The sequence below is a fragment of the Micromonospora costi genome (assembly GCF_003626655.1).
In the GTDB taxonomy this organism is placed as follows: domain Bacteria; phylum Actinomycetota; class Actinomycetes; order Mycobacteriales; family Micromonosporaceae; genus Micromonospora; species Micromonospora costi.
Genome location: NZ_RBAN01000008.1, coordinates 119,506 through 136,612 on the forward strand (window position 1 = coordinate 119,506; position 17,107 = coordinate 136,612).

General features: G+C 72.4%; 11 protein-coding genes. 7 read left to right on the top strand and 4 right to left on the bottom strand.

Going from position 1 to position 17,107, the window contains the following annotated elements:
* Positions 1-38 precede the first annotated feature (38 nt).
* The gene (locus D7193_RS30540; protein ID WP_120783129.1) at positions 39-659 is read left to right on the top strand and encodes a MerR family transcriptional regulator; all 621 of its coding nucleotides are present in this window, start codon (positions 39-41) and stop codon (positions 657-659) included.
* A 22-nt stretch (positions 660-681) separates the two neighbouring features.
* Here the strand turns inward: D7193_RS30540 and D7193_RS30545 are convergent, their stop codons facing one another.
* Together D7193_RS30545 and D7193_RS30550 are read right to left on the bottom strand one after the other, a co-directional pair.
* Positions 682-1,266, bottom strand: coding sequence for a hypothetical protein (locus tag D7193_RS30545; RefSeq protein WP_120783130.1), 585 nt, complete (start codon positions 1,264-1,266; stop codon positions 682-684).
* Positions 1,267-1,378: 112 nt separating this feature from the next.
* Positions 1,379-3,292 carry a Xaa-Pro dipeptidyl-peptidase gene (locus tag D7193_RS30550; protein WP_120783131.1) on the bottom strand — a complete coding sequence of 638 codons (1,914 nt, stop codon included), beginning with the start codon at positions 3,290-3,292 and terminating at the stop codon, positions 1,379-1,381.
* Between the two features lie 464 nt (positions 3,293-3,756).
* Between D7193_RS30550 and D7193_RS30555 the strand changes: the two genes are divergently transcribed.
* The 6 genes from D7193_RS30555 to D7193_RS30580 all read left to right on the top strand — a co-directional run bounded on the left by D7193_RS30555 (position 3,757) and on the right by D7193_RS30580 (position 10,817).
* Positions 3,757-4,560, top strand: coding sequence for a carbohydrate ABC transporter permease (locus D7193_RS30555; RefSeq protein WP_120783132.1), 804 nt, complete (start codon positions 3,757-3,759; stop codon positions 4,558-4,560).
* Positions 4,557-5,852 (top strand): ABC transporter substrate-binding protein, encoded by a 1,296-nt coding sequence (locus D7193_RS30560; RefSeq protein ID WP_120783133.1) that lies wholly within the window; start codon positions 4,557-4,559, stop codon positions 5,850-5,852. The genes D7193_RS30555 and D7193_RS30560 overlap by 4 nt, the downstream gene beginning before the upstream one ends.
* The gene (locus D7193_RS30565; protein WP_120783171.1) at positions 5,845-6,855 is read left to right on the top strand and encodes an ABC transporter ATP-binding protein; all 1,011 of its coding nucleotides are present in this window, start codon (positions 5,845-5,847) and stop codon (positions 6,853-6,855) included. The genes D7193_RS30560 and D7193_RS30565 overlap by 8 nt, the downstream gene beginning before the upstream one ends.
* Complete coding sequence (locus D7193_RS30570) at positions 6,852-7,733, top strand: carbohydrate ABC transporter permease (RefSeq protein WP_120783134.1); 882 nt, start codon at positions 6,852-6,854, stop codon at positions 7,731-7,733. The genes D7193_RS30565 and D7193_RS30570 overlap by 4 nt, the downstream gene beginning before the upstream one ends.
* Before the next feature lie 18 nt (positions 7,734-7,751).
* Positions 7,752-8,237 (top strand): hypothetical protein, encoded by a 486-nt coding sequence (locus D7193_RS30575; RefSeq protein WP_147434481.1) that lies wholly within the window; start codon positions 7,752-7,754, stop codon positions 8,235-8,237.
* Between the two features lie 192 nt (positions 8,238-8,429).
* Entirely contained in the window at positions 8,430-10,817 is a 2,388-nt protein-coding gene (locus tag D7193_RS30580) for a WD40/YVTN/BNR-like repeat-containing protein (RefSeq protein WP_241563653.1), read from the top strand.
* Positions 10,818-10,880: 63 nt separating this feature from the next.
* Here D7193_RS30580 and D7193_RS30585 read toward each other — a convergent pair whose 3' ends face one another.
* Complete coding sequence (locus D7193_RS30585) at positions 10,881-14,276, bottom strand: S8 family peptidase (RefSeq protein WP_241563655.1); 3,396 nt, start codon at positions 14,274-14,276, stop codon at positions 10,881-10,883.
* 236 nt (positions 14,277-14,512) lie between these two features.
* Entirely contained in the window at positions 14,513-16,942 is a 2,430-nt protein-coding gene (locus D7193_RS30590) for a M14 family zinc carboxypeptidase (RefSeq protein ID WP_120783136.1), read from the bottom strand.
* Between the last annotated feature and the right edge of the window lie 165 nt (positions 16,943-17,107).

Consider the following 17,107-nt stretch of genomic DNA (forward strand, 5'->3'; position numbering starts at 1 on the left):
TTGCACCTCACGCGGCGGCAGGACCTAGCGTCGTCGGCATGAGCGCTGACAAGCGGCCGCCGGCCACCGGAAACCGGACGTGGAGCGTCGGAGAACTCGCCGCCGTCACCGGCCTGACGGTCCGCGCCCTGCACCACTACGACGAGGTCGGCCTGCTGGTCCCGACGCTGCGTACCAGCGCGGGGCACCGCCGGTACACGCCGAGCGACGTACGGCGGCTGCACCGGGTCACCGCGCTGCGCGGGTTCGGCTTCTCGCTCGCCCAGATCCGGCTCCTGCTCGACGACGCCGACCTGGACGTCCGGGAACTCGTGCGGCGGCAACTCGACCAGGCCGAGGACCGCGTCGCGCGGGCGCAGCGACTGCGGACCAGCCTGCTCGGCGTTCTGGACGCGCTCGACGACGCCGCCGCCGAACCGTCCGCATCCGTACTGGTCCAACTCATCGAGGTGATGACCGCCGTGGAACACACCTACACGCCCGAGGAACTGGAGAGGATGGCCGAGCACCGTCGCCGGATGGCGGCGCAGCTCTCCCCGCAGCAGCTGGCCGAGATGGTCGAGCGTCGCAGGGCGTTGCGCGACCAACTGACGCCGGAGCAGATCATCGAGATGCAACGACGACGCCACGGGCGCGTCTCCGCCGGCGGCGACTCCTGACGACCCGGAGGCCGCCGTACCGTCAGCGCGGGGGCGGCAGCGGGACGTCGATCGTCACGGCCTCCCCGCCGCCCGGCGAGAACCGGAGCGTCAGCCGCCGGGCGGCCGGGGGCGGGGTGGGAAGGAACGACCACCGCACCTCCCACTCGGTCCCCGTTCCGCCGGCCTGCCCGGAGGCCAGGCGGTAGGCCGTGCCCGTGTCGTCGGACAGCCCGGGAACCAGTCGCGTGAACCGCTCCGCGGGCCACGGCGGTGGCGGATCCCTGTCGGCGCGCCGGCCCCACTCCTCGTACCGGATCAGGAAGTCGCGCGACGCCGTCTCCCGCGCCGGCCCCTGCTCGGCGTCGATCGTCACCTCGACGTGGTTGGCCAGCGCGACCCTCACGAGGTGGGCCCGTACCCCGTCGACCTCGCCGACCTCGGTCGGGCCCTCGACCGGAAGCGGGACCCGCGGAACCTGGCGCACCGTGAGCAGGTAGACGTGATCAGGGTCGTGGTGGTCGACGTGGAACGCGCCGTCGGCGAGCCGCTCGACACTCACGGCGGGCGGTGGTTCCGAGGGACGTCGGAACAGCAGCGCATGGACCACGTCCTCGATGCCGGTCATGCCCCCACTCAACCACCGCCGGCACGGCCGGCTCACCCCGTTCGACGGAGACGACGACGGGCGGGGCGATCGCGTCGCCCCGCCCGCCGTGATCCGGGCCGCTGACCTGTCGTTACAGGCCGGCCGCCTCGGCGGCCTTGCGACCGCCCACGACCGGCAGCTCGATCCGGCTGCTGTCGAAGTGGACGGTGATCTGCGCCTGGTTCTGCTTGGCCCGGCTGCTGTAGCCGGAGTACGAGCCGAGCAGGACCACACCGATCTGGTGGCCGGCGTCGAAGACGTAGTCCTCGGGTAGCAGCGGCACGTCGACCGCGTTCTTCTCGCCCGGCACCAGCGGGGTCGACTGGCTGAGCGAACGGAGGTTCAGGCCGTCGCGGATGCCCTTGGTGACGAGCGCCTGCGGGTCGGTGGCCACGTTCTTGGCGGTCTGCCGGTAGCAGGCGTCCTCGGCGAACCCGCCCCAGGTGGCCGTCTCACCCCAGCAGTCCTCCTCGGTCAGCGTCCGGATGCCGTCGCCGGCCGTGCCGAAGCGTTCCTTGGTGCCGTAGTCCACGAGCAGGCCGGCGAAGCTGGTGTCCTCGCCGTTCACCGATGCCTTGATCTTCACGACCGGCGTGCCGGAGATGTGCAGCGACTCGCGCAGCGGCTCGGAGAGGAACACCAGCCGGTTGGCGGTGTTCGCCTGCGGGTCCGACGGGTGCCGGATCGCGTTGGTCTGGCTCATCGAGGGGGTGTCCTGGAAGGTCCGGGACGCCTTGCCCTTCGACGGCTGGACGGACAGGGCACCGGCCGCGCCCTCGGCGCCGGGCTGCAGGAACACCTGCGTGGGCCGGGTGCCCGGGATCGGCCAGTCGCGGTGGGTCTCCCACACGTCCGGCGCCCGCTCGATGTCGACGCGGGGCTCCTTCATGATGTCGTTCTCGACGCCGTACAGCCAGTAGTCGAACCAGCGGTGCAGGGTGTCCACCCACTCGCCCCGGCGGAAGTCGAACGGGTCGACGTGACCCGTGCCGGTCATCCAGAGCTTGCGGGCCACGCCCTCCTCCGCCAGCGCGTCCCACCACTTGCTGAAGTGGTCCGGCCGGACGTTGTCGTCGTTGATGCCGTGGACCACGAAGACGCTGGCGCGGACCCGGTCGGCGTGCGGCACGTAGTCCCGCTCGGCCCAGAAGTCGTTGTAGTCGCCGGTGACGTCGTCGCCGTCCACGCCGAGCTGGCTACGTACCGGCGCGCAGTACGCGCGGCGGTCGGGGTTGGTGACGGTGTTGGAGAGGCTGCCCGAGTAGTTGTTGGCCCGGGTGACCAGGCCGTTGCTCCGCGAGTAGTCGTACCAGCTGGAGATGGCCGAGATCGGGACGATCGTGGCGAGGCCCTCCACACCGGTGGCGGCGGCCGCGTTGGCCAGGGTCCCGTCGTACGACTTGCCGATCATGCCGGTCTTGCCGTTGTGCCAGTCGGCCACGACCCGCTGGCCGTCGGCGGTACGGCCGGCGCGGCGCCCGTTGAGCCAGTCGATCGCGGTCGGCGCGCTGATGTTGTCGGCCGTGCCGCCGGTGACCGGGCAGCCCGTGGAGTGGTTGGTGCCGATCATGTCGAGCAGGATCACCGCGTAGCCGCGCGGTACGAAGTAGTTGTCGTAGAACAGCGGCCACTTGTCGTTGAGCCCGTCGCCGTCGGCGTCCTGCTTGCACTCGCTCTCGTTGCCGCGGCACACCGTCGAGTAGTACGGGCTGGCGTCCATGATCACCGGCACGCGCAGCCCGTCGTCACTGGCCTTGGGCCGGATGATGTCCATGGACACGACGTCGAGAGCACCGTCACCGTCGGTGTCGACGTCGGAGGTGACGAATACCCGCTCGCGGATCGCGTCGGCGTACCCGAACACCGGTTGGGTGACTCCGTTCTCAATGACCGGCTCGAGACGGTGCGCGGCCGGCTGCGCGGTCGCGGCGGCCGCAGGCAGACCCACCGCGACGGCCGTCACGACCACCACCGATGCTCGCCACCAGCTCCTCGTGGTTCGCATGTGCTCCTCCCCTGGTCCGGCACCGGCCGTGAGACCAGGCCGCCCGGACGGGGACGGTGGACCGGCGGTGCGGCAGATGCACCGAACCCTAGGAATCGGATCGCGAGCGGTCATCGGACAGGTGCGGGACGGCAGCGGCTCCGTCTCCTACGTCTGTCGCATGCGGCGCTACGGGGCGTAGCGGCGGACGGCCGGCCGCGCGACCCGACGCCCGAGGTGACCCGCTGCGACAGGCGTAGGACCGGTGGCCGCCCGATTCCAACAGGTGCCCGATGACGTGACGACCGCCCGGTCATAGGTTCGGCCGCACCACCGGAAACCGCCCGGCGGGCCGCCAGTCGCGGGCCCACCCGGCGGCGACGACCCGGACGATACGCGCCGACCCGGTTCGCCGGGGGCGGGAGAGGCGGGACGTGCGGCCCACACGCCCAGCCGCGATACCGCGGTTCGTCGGGCGGTTTGTCGTGCCGGCACTGGTCGCGGCGCTCTTCGCCGCCCCGCTGTGGTTCATGCTGGTGGGTTCGCTCCGCCCCGCCGGCCGGCCGCCGCCCCGCACGCTCGAACTGCTCCCGCCCGAGCCGACCCTGGCCGCGTACGCCCGGCTGCCGGAGCTGATCCCGCTCTTCCGCTACCTGGCGAACTCCGCGCTGGTCGTCGCGGTGGCCGTACCGGTGACCGTGCTCGTCGCCTCGCTCACCGGCTTCGGGGTGCGGCTGCTCCCGCCGCCGGCCCGCCGCCGGGCGGTCCTCGCCCTGCTCGCGGTGCTGCTCGTGCCGGTCACCGCCGTCTGGGCCACCCGCTTCGAGCTGTTCCGGCTGGTCGGCGTGGTCGACACGTACGTGCCGCTGCTGGCCCCGGCGGTCCTCGCGGGCAGTCCGTTCCTCGTGCTGCTGTACGTGTGGAGCTTCGGCGGCGTACCGGACAGCCAGATCGGAGCCGCCCGGTTGGAGGGGGCCGGGTGGCTGACGGTCTGGCGTCGGGTGGCGCTGCCGCAGGTGCGCCCGGCCACGCTGGCGGTCGCCGTGCTGGCGTTCACGTTCCACTGGTCCAACCTGATCGACCCGCTGCTGTACCTGCACAGCGGCGACCGCTACACGTACCCCCTGGGGTTGCAGTTCCTGCGGCTGCTGAACCCGACGGACTGGCCGCTGCTGATGGCCGGCTGCGTCGTGGCGACCGCGCCGTGCGTCGTGGTGTTCCTGCTCGCCCAGCGGATCCTGCTCAACGACGATCCGCTGGCGGCACTGAGATCTGGAGGTCGTAGGTGAGCCGATTCCGCCGGTGCCTCGCACTGGTCACCGCCGCGCTGCTGCTCGGCCCCGCCGCAGCCTGCGACAGCGGCGGCGGGGCGGACGACGACTCGGGGATCACCGTCGTGCTCTTCGGCGATGCCGAGGAGATCGCGGGCTACCGCAGCCTGGTCGACGCGTTCGAAGGGGCCCACCCGGACGTCGCCGTCACGCTCTCCCCGGTCGCCACCCAGGACGAGCTGATGGCCCGGCTGACCACCGCGTTCGCCGGCGGGCAGCCACCCGACGTGTTCCTGCTGAACTACCGCCGCTACGGCCAGTTCGCCGCCCAGCAGGCCATCGAGCCGGTGCAGTCGTACCTGGACCGCAGCTCCGCGCTCGACGAGAAGGACTTCAGCCCCCGGGCCCTGGACGCGTTCCGGTTCGACGGCAAGACGCTGACCTGCCTGCCGCAGAACATGTCCTCCCTGGTCGTGTACTACAACGCCGACCTGTTCGCCGCGGCGGGCGTACCGCTGCCGAAGGCCGGCTGGACCTGGGACGACTTCCTCGCCGCCGCCCGCGCCCTGACCCGCGACGGGCGGTACGGGGTGGGCGTCGAGCCGTCGATCCCGCGGCTCGCGCCGTTCGTCTGGTCCAACCGCGGCGACCTGGTCGACGACCCGGCCCGACCCACGGCCCTCACCCTTACCGGCGACCCGCCCACCCGCAGCGCCGTCGACTGGTTCCTCGATCTGCAACTGAAGCACCACGTCGTGCCGCCGGACGCCGAGGAGCAGAGCGAGTCGAGCGAGGCCCGGTTCCTGCGCGGCACGCTCGGCATGTACCTCAACAGCCGGGTCGCCGTGCCCACGCTGCGCACCATCGACGGCTTCACGTGGGACGCCGCGCCGCTGCCCGTCGCACCGGGCGGCGTGCCGGCGTCGATTCTGCACAGCGACGCGTACTGCATGAGCGCCGGCCGGCCCGACCACGACGGCGCGTGGCGGTTCATCGAGTTCGCCATGGGCCAGCAGGGCCAGCAGATCCTCGCCGGTTCCGGCCGTACCGTGCCGTCGCGCCTCGACGTCGCCAACTCCCCCGCGTTCCTCGACCCCGCGAAGCCCCCACGGTCGTCGCAGGTGTACCTCGACGCCGAGCCGCACCTGCGGGCCACCCCGCGCACCGGCACCTGGTCGCGGGTGGAGCGCGAGGCCGACAGCCTGCTCGAAGAGGTCTTCTACGGCCGCGTCGGCCGCGAGGAGGGGCTGCGACAACTGGAGGAGAAGATCCGCCCGCTGTTCACGCTTCCGGTCGGTGCCGGTGGGTGAACGCGGCGCCATCCGGCTGGAATCGCTGACCCGCCGCTACGGGCGGGTCGTCGCCCTCGACGAGGTCGACCTGGAGGTGCGGGCCGGCGAGTTGCTGACGCTCGTCGGCCCGTCGGGTTCCGGCAAGTCCACCGTCCTGCGGTTGATCGCCGGGCTGGACCGGCCGGACCGCGGCCGGATCCTCGTCGACGGGCAGGACGTGGGCCGGGTGCCGCCGCACCGGCGGTCGGTGGCCATGGTCTTCCAGGACTACGCCCTCTACCCGCACCTGACCGTCCTCGACAACCTGCTGTTCGGGTTGCGGGTGCGGCGCGTCCCCCGTGACGAGGCGCGGCGGCGGGCCCGGGCGGCGGCCGACCGGCTGGGCATCGCCGACCTGCTCGACCGGTACCCCGACCAGACCTCCGGCGGGCAACGCCAGCGGGTCGCCCTGGCCCGCGCCCTGCTGCGCGAGCCGGCCGTCCACCTGCTCGACGAACCACTGGCCAGCCTGGACGCGCCGTTGCGGTTCGCCACCCGCGCCGAGCTGCTCGCCCTGCACCGCGACCTCGGCACCACGACCGTCCACGTCACGCACGACCAGGCGGAGGCCATGACCCTCGGCGACCGGGTCGCCGTCCTCGACGGTGGCCGCGTCCGGCAGGTCGGGCCACCGCAGCAGGTGTACGACGAGCCGGCCGACACGTTCGTGGCCGGTTTCCTGGGCAGCCCGCCCATGAACCTGGTCCCCGGCAGCGGCGTGCTCGGCGGCACCGCCGGCCTGATCCTCGGGGTACGCCCCGAGGATCTGGCCCTCGGCGCGGACGGGCCGGTCGAGGCCACCGTCGAGGCGGTGGAGGCCCTGGGCAGCGAGACCATCCTGCTGACCCGCTGCGCCGACGGCACCCGGTTGACGGTGCGCACCGGCCCCCGACCCGGCGTCGGAACGGGCGAGCGGGTGCGGCTGCGGCCCGATCCGGCCCGCCTGCACCGCTTCGACGCCGAGACCGGGCGGCGACGGTGACCTCCGGCCGGGCCCGCCCGGCACTGACCGCGTGGGCGTTCCTCGCTCCGTACGCCGTCGCCGTCGGGCTGCTGATCGTGCTGCCCGGTCTGCTCACCCTCGGCTACGCGTTCACCGACCACACGGGGCTCACCCGCGATCCGCAGTTCGTGGGCCTGGCGAACCTCCGCCGGCTGCTCTCCGACGAGTTCCTGCTCGACAGCGTGCGGGCGTCGGCGTTCCACCTGGCGCTGGCCGTACCGCTGCGGCTGCTGGCCGCCGTCGGGCTCGGCCTGCTGCTCGCCGCGCCCAGGCCGGGCGGCCGCTGGTTCCGGGTCGCCGTGTACCTGCCGACGGTCATCCCCGACGTCGCGCTCGCGGTGCTCTTCCTCTGGGTGCTCAACCCGCTGTACGGCCCGCTCAACCAGGTGCTCGGGCTCGTCGGCCATCCCGGCTTCACCTGGCTCTCCGACCCCGCCACCGCCCGGGTGGCGGTGGCGCTCATGCTCGCCTTCCCGATCGGGGAGGGTTTCATCGTGGTGCTCGCCGCCCGGCGGATGCTGGACGGCCGACTCTACGAGGCGGCGGTCCTGGAGGGCTGTGGCCCGTTCGGGCAGCTACGCCGGCTCACCCTGCCGCTGCTCGCGCCGGTGCTGCTGCTCCTCGCCGTCCGCGACACGATCCTGACCCTCCAGGTCAACTTCGTGCCGGCGTACATCCTCACCGACGGGCGGCCCGCCAACGCCACCCTCTACCTGCCTGTCTACATCTTCGACCAGGCCTTCGAGTTCTCCGGCTTCGCCTACGGGGCGCTCATCACGACAGTGCTCATGGTGGCCACGGCCGCCGTCATCACCGCCCTGCTGCTCGTGGTGCGACGCTGGCGCGTGCTGCGCTGAGCGTGCCATGCTGCGGCGGTGAGACTCCGGATGCTCGCCGTCACCGCCACGCTCCCCCTGGTGCTCGCCGCCTGCGGCGGCACCGACGGGGGGACGGACGCCGGCCAGGGCCGGGCGTCGGGGATGCTTGCGAACCTGCCCAGCTGCGACCGGGTGCCACTGGACGCCGACGCCGAGGTCGACGGCACGGTCACCGGTTTGCTGCTGCCCGACGACGCGCGGGTCACCTCGGTGGTCGAGCAGGGCGCGCTGACCACCGTGGAGGCCACCGTCCGGATGACCCCGCTGGACGTGCGCGCCCACTACGAGCAGCGGACCGACATCGAGCTGCTGCGCGCCGAGGACGAGGTCTTCGAGGCCGAGGTGCTGATGCGGGCGCAGCAGCACCGGACGTACCTGCGGGCCACCGCGCTCTGCGCGGACGGGACGACGCTGACCGCCGTCGTGGGGCCGGACTCGGAGGACGCGGGCCTGCCCGAGTTCCGGGGCGAGGGACGCCAGTAGCGCCCTGTCGGCTCGGGGCGATCGCCCGACGGCGCCCTCTCTGGACCGGATCCATCGACCAGGCTCGACAGGTGTCCTAAGCGGCCGGTGGGAGTCCCGACAGATGCTCGGTGACGCAGCTCACTCGGCTGTCTAACGTGCACGGTTGGAGACCGCTTCCTGGTCGTCACGACGCGCGCACAGGAGACCCGAATGAACCTCACGCACGTCCGACGTTATCGCGGCCTCGCGATGACGGCGGCCCTGGCCTTGGTCGCCGGGGTCGCATTGACCGCCTCCTCGACCCCCCGTCCCGTCCCGGAATCGCTGGCCACCAGCACCCCCACCGGGCCGATGGAACTACCCGACGAGTGGATGACCGCCCAGCGGATGAGCGACGGCAGCACCGATCTCTCCACCGCCAAGTACACGAAGGCGCGCGGCGAGGCCGACCAGCTCGCCGAGCGCACCCGCAAGGCGTACCGGCACCTGGCCGAGCGGGAGTGGAACTTCTTCGGCCCCAGCAACATCGGCGGACGGGTCGTCGACATCGCCGTCGACCCGCAGGTGCCGGACCAGGTCTTCATCGCCGCCGCCTCCGGCGGCGTCTGGAAGTCCCGGGACGCTGGCGCGACGTTTGAGACCGCCTGGCCCGACGGCTGGACGCAGAGCATGGGCGCGGTCGCCATGACCAGCAGCGGCGTCCTGCTCGCCGGCACCGGCGAGGCCCAGCCCGGCGGCGGCTCGATCACCTTCGGCGGCGACGGCATCTACCGCTCCACCGACCGCGGCAAGACGTGGCGCCACGTCGGCCTCAAGAACAGCCACGCCATCGCCCGCTTCGCCATCGACCCGAGCAACGAGAACCGCATCTTCGCCGCCGCCAGCGGCAACCTCTTCGTCCCCGGCGGCGAACGCGGCGTCTACCTCTCCGACAACGGCGGGAACAGCTGGCGGCAGGTCCTCGCCCCGCCGAACGCCACCACCGGCGCCACCGAGGTCGTCCTCGACCCGAGCAACCCTCGCCGGGTCTACGCCGCCATGTGGGACCACCTGCGCGAGCCGCACCAGCGCACCTACGGCGGCCCCGGGTCGAGCCTCTGGCGCTCCGACGACGGCGGGCAGAGCTGGCAGCGAATGACCAACGGCCTGCCCACCGACGCCGACCAGGGCCGCTGGGGCCTCGCGCTCGCCCCGAACGACCCGCAGCGGCTCTACGCATACGTCGGGACGGCGCTCGGCCCGTTCCGCGCCTTCTACCGCTCCGACAACGGCGGCGACACCTGGACGCAGACGCCGGTCACTGCCGGTCAGGCGTCGCAGTCCACGTTCAGCTGGTGGTTCGGCAAGCTCTTCGTCGACCCCGCCAACGCCGACCACGTCTTCCTGACCGGCGTGAACCTGATGCGGTCCACCAACGGCGCGCAGAGCTTCTCCTCAGTGAGCGGCGTGCACGCCGATCAGCACGCGATGCGCTGGGACCCGAAGGCCCCGGGCCGGGTCTACCTCGGCAACGACGGCGGCTTCTACCGCTCCCAGGCCAACGGCGCGAGCGGCTGGGTCAAGTCGACGTACGAGCCGTACACCCAGTTCTACACGGTGGACGTCGCGGAGACCGACCCGCTGCTGAAGGTGGGCGGCGCCCAGGACAACGGCTGCAACCGCGGGTACACCGGCGTCGGTGGCCCGTGGACCGCCATCGGCTGCGGTGACGGCCTCCAGGTGATCATCCACCCGGAGCAGCCGAACATCGTCTTCGGGTGCAGCCAGTACGGCTCGTGCTACCGGTCGGAGAACTCCGGCGCGGCACCGCGGCAGAACATCGGCTCCGGGCAGACCACGTCGGACCGGCGCAACTGGCTGACCCCGTTGCAGTTCGACCCGAGCGACCCGAACGTCATGTACTACGCCGGCAACATCGTGAACCGGTCGACGGACAACGGTCGCACCTGGACGCCGATCAGCCCCGACCTCACCGGCGGCGGGCCCAACGACCCGAACGGCTACCCGTGGGGCACCATCACCACGATCGCGGCGGCACCTACCGACGGGAACAAGCTGTACGTCGGCACCGACGACGGGCGGCTGTGGTGGACCGACGACCTCGGCGGCACGTGGAACCGGGTCGACCAGGCGCAGTTGCCCGGCACCTGGGTGACCCGGGTGGCTGTGCACCCGACCGACGAGAACATCGCGTACGCCACGTTCTCCGGGTTCCGCTCCGGCAGCGACCGCCCGCACGTGATGATCACCCGCGACGGTGGCCGTACCTGGAGCGACATCGGCCGGGGCCTGCCGGACGCGCCGGTGAACTTCGTCGTTCCGACCGCCGACGGGCTGCTGTTGGTCGGCACGGACGTCGGAGTGTTCATGTCGGCGTGGAACGGCGGCGAGTGGGCCGCGCTGGGCGGGAACCTGCCGCAGGCGGCGATCATGTACCTGCGCTACCACGAGCCGAGCCGCCAGCTCACCGCCGCGACGTTCGGCCGGGGGGTCTACGACCTCACCGTCCCGACGTGCCCGGCGGCGTCGACGAAGCTGCCGCTGAAGCCCACGGGCGTCGGCGTGGTCGGCGTGCTCAGCTCCTGCAAGAAGGCCTGACCGGCCGGACGACGGTTGCGGCCCCGGCACGTCGTGCCGGGGCCGCAACTGTTCGTCCGACGATCAGCCGGCCTTGTAGGCCCGGATGATGGTCTGGTCGATGCCGCTGCCGCCGCTGCCCTCGGCCTTCACCCTCAGGGAGACGGCCTGACCCGCCGCGGGCGACGGCAGCTCGACGCGGTAGGTGCCGCCGTCCCGGGTAGCTCGGGCGGCCTTCCACGTCGCGCCGTCGTCGGTCGACGTCCACACCTGGAACGAGGTCACCTTCTGCGCGGGCACGCCCCGGGCCTGCCGGACCGCGAACTCGCCGGTCCCGCCGATGATGTGGTTCCCGGTGTCCATCGGCAGCGCGTAGTCGACCGCGAGCAGCGGCAACGGTACGCTTCCGGTACCGGTCGGGCCGGCCGAGCGGAACGTCCACGAGGTGGTGACCTTCGTCGAGATGGGCAGGATGAGGCCCGTCTCGACGTCGAGGGTCAGCCGGTAGTCCGCCGCCTGCTGCGGCACCGTGACGTCGGCCCGTGAGGCGTTCAGCTCCTCGACGAGCGTGCCGTTCCGGTAGAGCGAGAGCTTCCGGTTGATCCCGATCGACCCGCCCTGGAGGCAGTCGGCGCGGCCGTGCTGGTCGGTGAGCATCACCATGTCGAGGTGCAGGTTGCCCCGCGTCCGGGACGGAGCGGTGGCGCACGGCAACGCGTCGCCAGTGGTCACGATCCCGTCGACCCAGTCGGAGTGCAGCGGCTGCCGCGCCCAGATCCTGGTCTGCCGGCTACCCGCCTCGTAGCTGCGCATCTGCTCCTGGGCGGGCAGGCCCCCGTAGACGCCCTCGTCCATGTAGAGGAAGTCCGGCGACAGGTAGGACCTGCGGTTGGTCGGCAGGCCGAACGTGCGCAACTGCGTCAGGTACAGCCCGTCGGACGCGAACAGGTAACGCCGCAGCGAGGTGAACATCTCCGGCGAGTCCATCTGGTTGAACCGCTCGTCGACGCGCGCCAGCTTCGCCCGCTCGGCGCTGCTCACGCGGTACGAGGGGTCGGCCGGAACGCCGCCGGTGTACTCGTGGGCCAGGTCGTATTCGTAGGGGTCTGCCGCGCCCTGTGGCGACTGGAGGAAGAAGGCCGCGTACGCCCGCAGCGATCCGACACCGGGCTTACGCAGCGGTGACACGGCCACCCTCGCGCCGCCGCCGAGACCGGTGACGCTGTTCCACCAGGACAGGCCGTTCTTCGTGGTCTGCTGGAGCACGAACGAGGTGAGGACCGCCGTGGTGGGCGCCCCGTCGACGGTCGCCGTCACCGGTCGAGCCGCCGCCGGGTCGAGGGTGATGCTCCGGGCGCCACTGATCGCGACGTCCGTCTCGCCGACGTACGCGCCCTGCTGCACGTCGGTCAGCGGGTCGTACGAGGTGTACCCGGCGGTCACCGCGTACCGGCCCGCTGCCACCCGCACCGTCACGGTCTCGCCCGCCTGGCCGAATCCGCCCCCGGCGGAGACGTACGGGTCGTCGAGGTTGGTCACCGAGACGCCGACCCAGTTGTCCGCGCCCTCCGGCGTGCCAGCCATCGGCTTCGTCCGCACCGTCAGGTCGAAGCTGCGCGGCTCGACGTAGAAGGCGACGGGGGTGGTGACGGCGCGCCGATGCCCGGTGGTGCGGGCGGTGACGGTGGCCAGGTAGTAGCCCGGGCTGCCGGCCAGCGCCGCCCGGTTGATCCGCAGCGTGGTGCCGGCGGTGCCGCCGCGTTTGAGCGTCACGCGGCTCGCGGCGAGGGTGACCGCGCCGCGCGGTGCGGCGGTGCCGTCGTGGTTCACGGCGGTCACGTCCAGGTCGAGGGCGACGGTGGCCGGGGTCGGCTCGCCCGTCCACGAGAGCGCCGCCTCGGCGACGCCGGCCTGCGGGTAGGCGAACGTCCCGAGGTTGACCACGGGCTGGTTGCTCACCACGCCGGACAGGGCGCGGGCGGCGTTGAGCCGGCCGGCCCCGACGGCGTACGGGTCGACACCGGTCATGGGGTCCGCGGCGCCCACGATGGCGGCCTTGAGCCGGTCGGCGTTCCAGTCCGGGTGCCGCTGCACGAGCAGCGCGGCGGCGCCGGCCACGTGCGGGGAGGCCATGGACGTGCCGGTCAGTCCCTCGTAGTACCGGTCGATCGGGTCCTGGAGGTTGGTTCCCGCCGCCCGGGCGGCCACGATGTCCACGCCGGGCGCCACCAGCTCCGGCTTCGCCACGTTGCTGCCGACCAGCGGTCCCCGGCTGGAGAAGTCGGCCAGTTCGCCGTTCCGGTCCACGGCGCCCACGGTCAGGGCGGTGGCGGCCGATCCCGGCGCGGACGGCGCACCGCCGCTGTTGCCGGAGGAGATGACGAACAGCGCACCGTGCTCGCGGCTGGCTCGGTCGACGGCCAGCGCCAGCGGGTCGTTGCCGTCGTCCGGCGCCTCGCCGCCGAGGCTCATGTTGACGACGTCGGCCCGCTGCGCGGCCCACTCGACCGCGCGGATGATCTGCGAGTCGTCGCCGAAACCGTTGTCGTCGAGGACCTTCCCGATGACCAGCCGCGCGTCCGGCGCCACACCGCGCCGCTGCCCGTTGGCCGCCGCACCCGAGCCGGCGATGGTCGCCGCGACGTGGGTACCGTGGCCGAGGTGGTCGACGGCGTCGCCGCCCTCGACGGTGAAGTCGGCCTTCTCCACGACCCGGCCGGCGAGGTCGGGATGGGTGAAGTCCGCGCCGGAGTCGAGCACGGCGACCCGGACGCCCGTGCCGGTGTAGCCGGCCTTCCAGGCGTCCGGTGCGGCGATCTGGGTCAGGTTCCAGTCGAGGTCACCGCGGGGACCCTTGCCGGCCCCGGTCGTCGCCCCAGCGGTCGGGGCGGCCGCGGTCAGCCCGGTGGCGCGGACCTTGCGGTCCAGCCACACCTTCTTCGCGCCGGCCAGCAGCGAGTTGGTGGCCAGCTTCGCGGTGGCCGGGCCCTTCTTCGGTACGTGACCGGCCACCGCGTCGAGGATCGGCAGGTCCACGACGCCGTCCAGGGCGGCGACCCGGGCGGCCCTGGTGGCCGGCTGCACGATCACCGGGAGCGATGCGGTCTTCTCGTCGTCGTACCCGTCGGCGATCAGCGCCGTCACGTCGAACAGGTCCGGGTCGAGCACTGGACCGATCTTCGACGCCACGCTGGCCGGTACGACGTGCAGGTGCCCGTCCGGCCCGCACGACTGGTGGATCACCGTGTTCGGCCTGGCCGGCTCGACCGACGCCTGCGGGCACCCGTGCCCGGTGCCGCGTACGGTCACCACGTCGCCGGTGAGCAACGTGACGGTGTGTGTCTGTTCGCCGACCGGGGCGCCGGTCGCGCCCGTGGACACCGGACCGCTGGGATCGGCCAGCGCCGGCCCGCCCGGCACGGCGCCGAGCGCCGTGGCCGTGACGGCGACGGCCAGTAGCCATCGTGATTTCCTGAGCATCTCGCTCCCTTTTGGACAGACCCGGGCGAGGTGGACCGGGTCGAGAAGTTGATCTCACGTTAATCCTCGGGAGGGCTCAGGGATACGGCCATCGCGTACGCCACGCGATCACCGAACGTGAGACCGCAGCGTCCCGCAACGGCCCCGTACGGGGGCATCGCCGCTGGTCCGGGCGCGGACGGCCGACGGCCGCGGCGCCCGGGAAGGCGCCGCGGCCGTCGGTGCGGAGATGACCGTCAGCTCGTCGGCAGGACGGCCGTGCCCTTGCGGTAGTTCTTGCTGTTGCCGTCCGGGCGGTAGTTCTGCTCCACGTTGCCCGCCGCGTCCACAGAGAACCAGTTGACCGTGGTGCCCGTGGGAACGGTCACCGTCTCGCCGCCCTCGCGGATGCCGGCCGAGCCGTAGAGGGTCGACTCGTACGTCGGCGCGGCGCCGTCGAGGGTGTAGAACACCGACGCCGGCTCGGAGACGTCGAAGGTCACGTTCACCATGCCCGGGGTCGAGCTGGGCGCCACCGAGAGCGTGCTCGTGGGCCGCTGCCGGTCGGTGTCGAAGTCACGGGCGACCCGCATCAGCTCCACGAGACCGTTGGAGAACTCCATCGTCTCGGCGTGCGCCTCGTCCCAGTCCGGCTGGAAGGACGTGCCGACCTCGAAGTTCCAGGCGTAGATGCCGTACTTGTACCAGAGCATGTCGCCGGAGTTGCCCGCCGCCGAGTACAGGACATCGGAGATCGGGCCGGTACGGGCCGGCGTGACGGCCATGTTCCGGTGCTGCTTGATCGCCGTGAGGATCCGCGACGAGGCACCCCAGAAGAACGACTCCTGGGCGAGCGTCGGCCGCGGCGCCGACGTGCGGTCCGGCAGGGCGTACGCGCCCGGCGACCACATGAAGTAGTTGCCGGACGAGTGCAGGTTCATCGAGAACTTGATGTTCGGACGCGACGCCAGCCAGTCGAGGTTCTTGTTCTCCGGCTCCGACAGCTCGCTCGGCCCGGCGTACGTGCCGCTCGTGCAGCTCGACGAGGCGCCCGAGTAGCCGTCGAAGAGGCTGTACTCGGTGTAGTTGCGGTTGTTGTCCACGCCCCAGGAGTCCCGGCCGAGGAAGTCGGCCGCACCGGTCAGCGGGCAGTGGTTGGTCATGTTCTTGCGCTGCGAGTTGAAGTCGTAGAACGAGTAGTGGCCGCCGTCCGGGTTGATCGACGGTGCGATCCAGATGTCGAGGTTGTTCAGCAGCTGCTTGGTCCGGCCGTCGTTCCCGTAGTTGCGCAGCAGCCGCTCGGCGGTCTCGATGGTGACCAGCGGCGGCACCCACTCCCGCGCGTGCTCCTGGGCGTACGCGAGCACGCCCGGCTTCGAGCCGTCGCGGTGCTTGCCGATCCGGATGGCGTACACCGGGTGCGGGTCGCGGGAGACGGAGGCCGGTGCGCTCAGGTCGTCGGTGAGCTGGGTCCGGGCCGCCGGCGCGACGACGCCGGTGCCGGTGCTGCCCCGGTACGTGTACGCCCGGACCAGCGATCCGGCCCCGCTGTTGAGCGCGGCGACGACCTGGGCGGCGGTGCTGGTCACCGCGCCCGCGCCGTCGGTGGCGAGGTTCACCCGGATGGCCGTGCCCGTGACGGTCACACCGAGCGCGGCGTTGCCGGCGCCGGGGTTGGCCAGCTCGACGGAGATGTCGTTGCCGCCCTCGTGGCCCCACGCCAGCGAGTCCACCGCGACGCGGCTGGCGTTCGCGGTGCCGAGCACGGTCTGCGCGTGCCGCCGGTAGCCGTTCGTCTTGTACGGCAACTCGACGATCTCGGCGAGGTCGGGGAACTGGGCGGCGAGCTCATGGATGCGGGCGTACAGCTCGGTGGGCGTCAGGTAGCTGGTGACGAAGTCCTTCTGGTACCCCGGGCCCTCCGGGCTGGTCTCCGGCGTGGGCAGCCACTCCTGCACCTTGGCGACCGCCACGTCACCGGTGGGGCTGGTGATCCGGACGTACTCCGGGCGGCTGGTCACCGTGGCGGCACCCCGGTGGTAGAGGTAGACGCCGGCGTCGACGAAGCGGGAGATGGTCTGGGTGCCACCGGAGCCGATGGCGGTGCCGGGGCCGCTGTCCCGTTCCACGGTGAGGGTGTTGGTCGCGGTCTGGCCCTGCGCCCACTTCGCCTCGACCGAGAGGATCTGGCTGGTGCCCGATGTGTAGTAGTCCGCCCGGATGATCTTGACGTCGGAGACGTCCGGGGCGGTCGCGTCCGCCGCGGCGGCCGCGAACTCGCGGTTCTCCGTGGCGTGTGCGGCGATCGTCGCCTCGCGCTCGGCGACGCGGGCGCGCGCGTCCTCGGGGCGGTACAGGACGTCGCCGAGGGTGAACCCGGCGGCGGTGAGCCGCGCGGCCTCGCTCGGCGTCACCACGGCGCGCGCGACCACGCCGTTCTCCGTACGCTCGACGTGGTGGTCGAGGTCGACGCCGGTGGCGACGAGCGCGTCCAGCTCGGCGGTGCCGTCGAGCAGCACCTCGACGACGTCCGCCTGCTCACCCGCGATCGGGCCGGCGTCGGCGGGTGGGGCGGCCGGCGCGGTCGCGACGGCGGGGGTGACCAGCATCAGGACGGCCGTCGCGGCGGCCAGCGCGGTCGGGACGGGGAGGCGACGTCGCCACCGTGGGGACAGGGGGTACGGCATGTGTCTATCTGCCCTTCTGGCATGGTCGGCAGGCAGGCCGACGGGAATGGCCGAGGGGCACGCCCGGGGTACGCGGCTCCATCCGAGGGGGTCGCGCGTGGTCGTTGCGGTAACCGGGCACGCGACACGGTGAACGGGACAGGTGGTGGGGGGCCGACCGCCGGC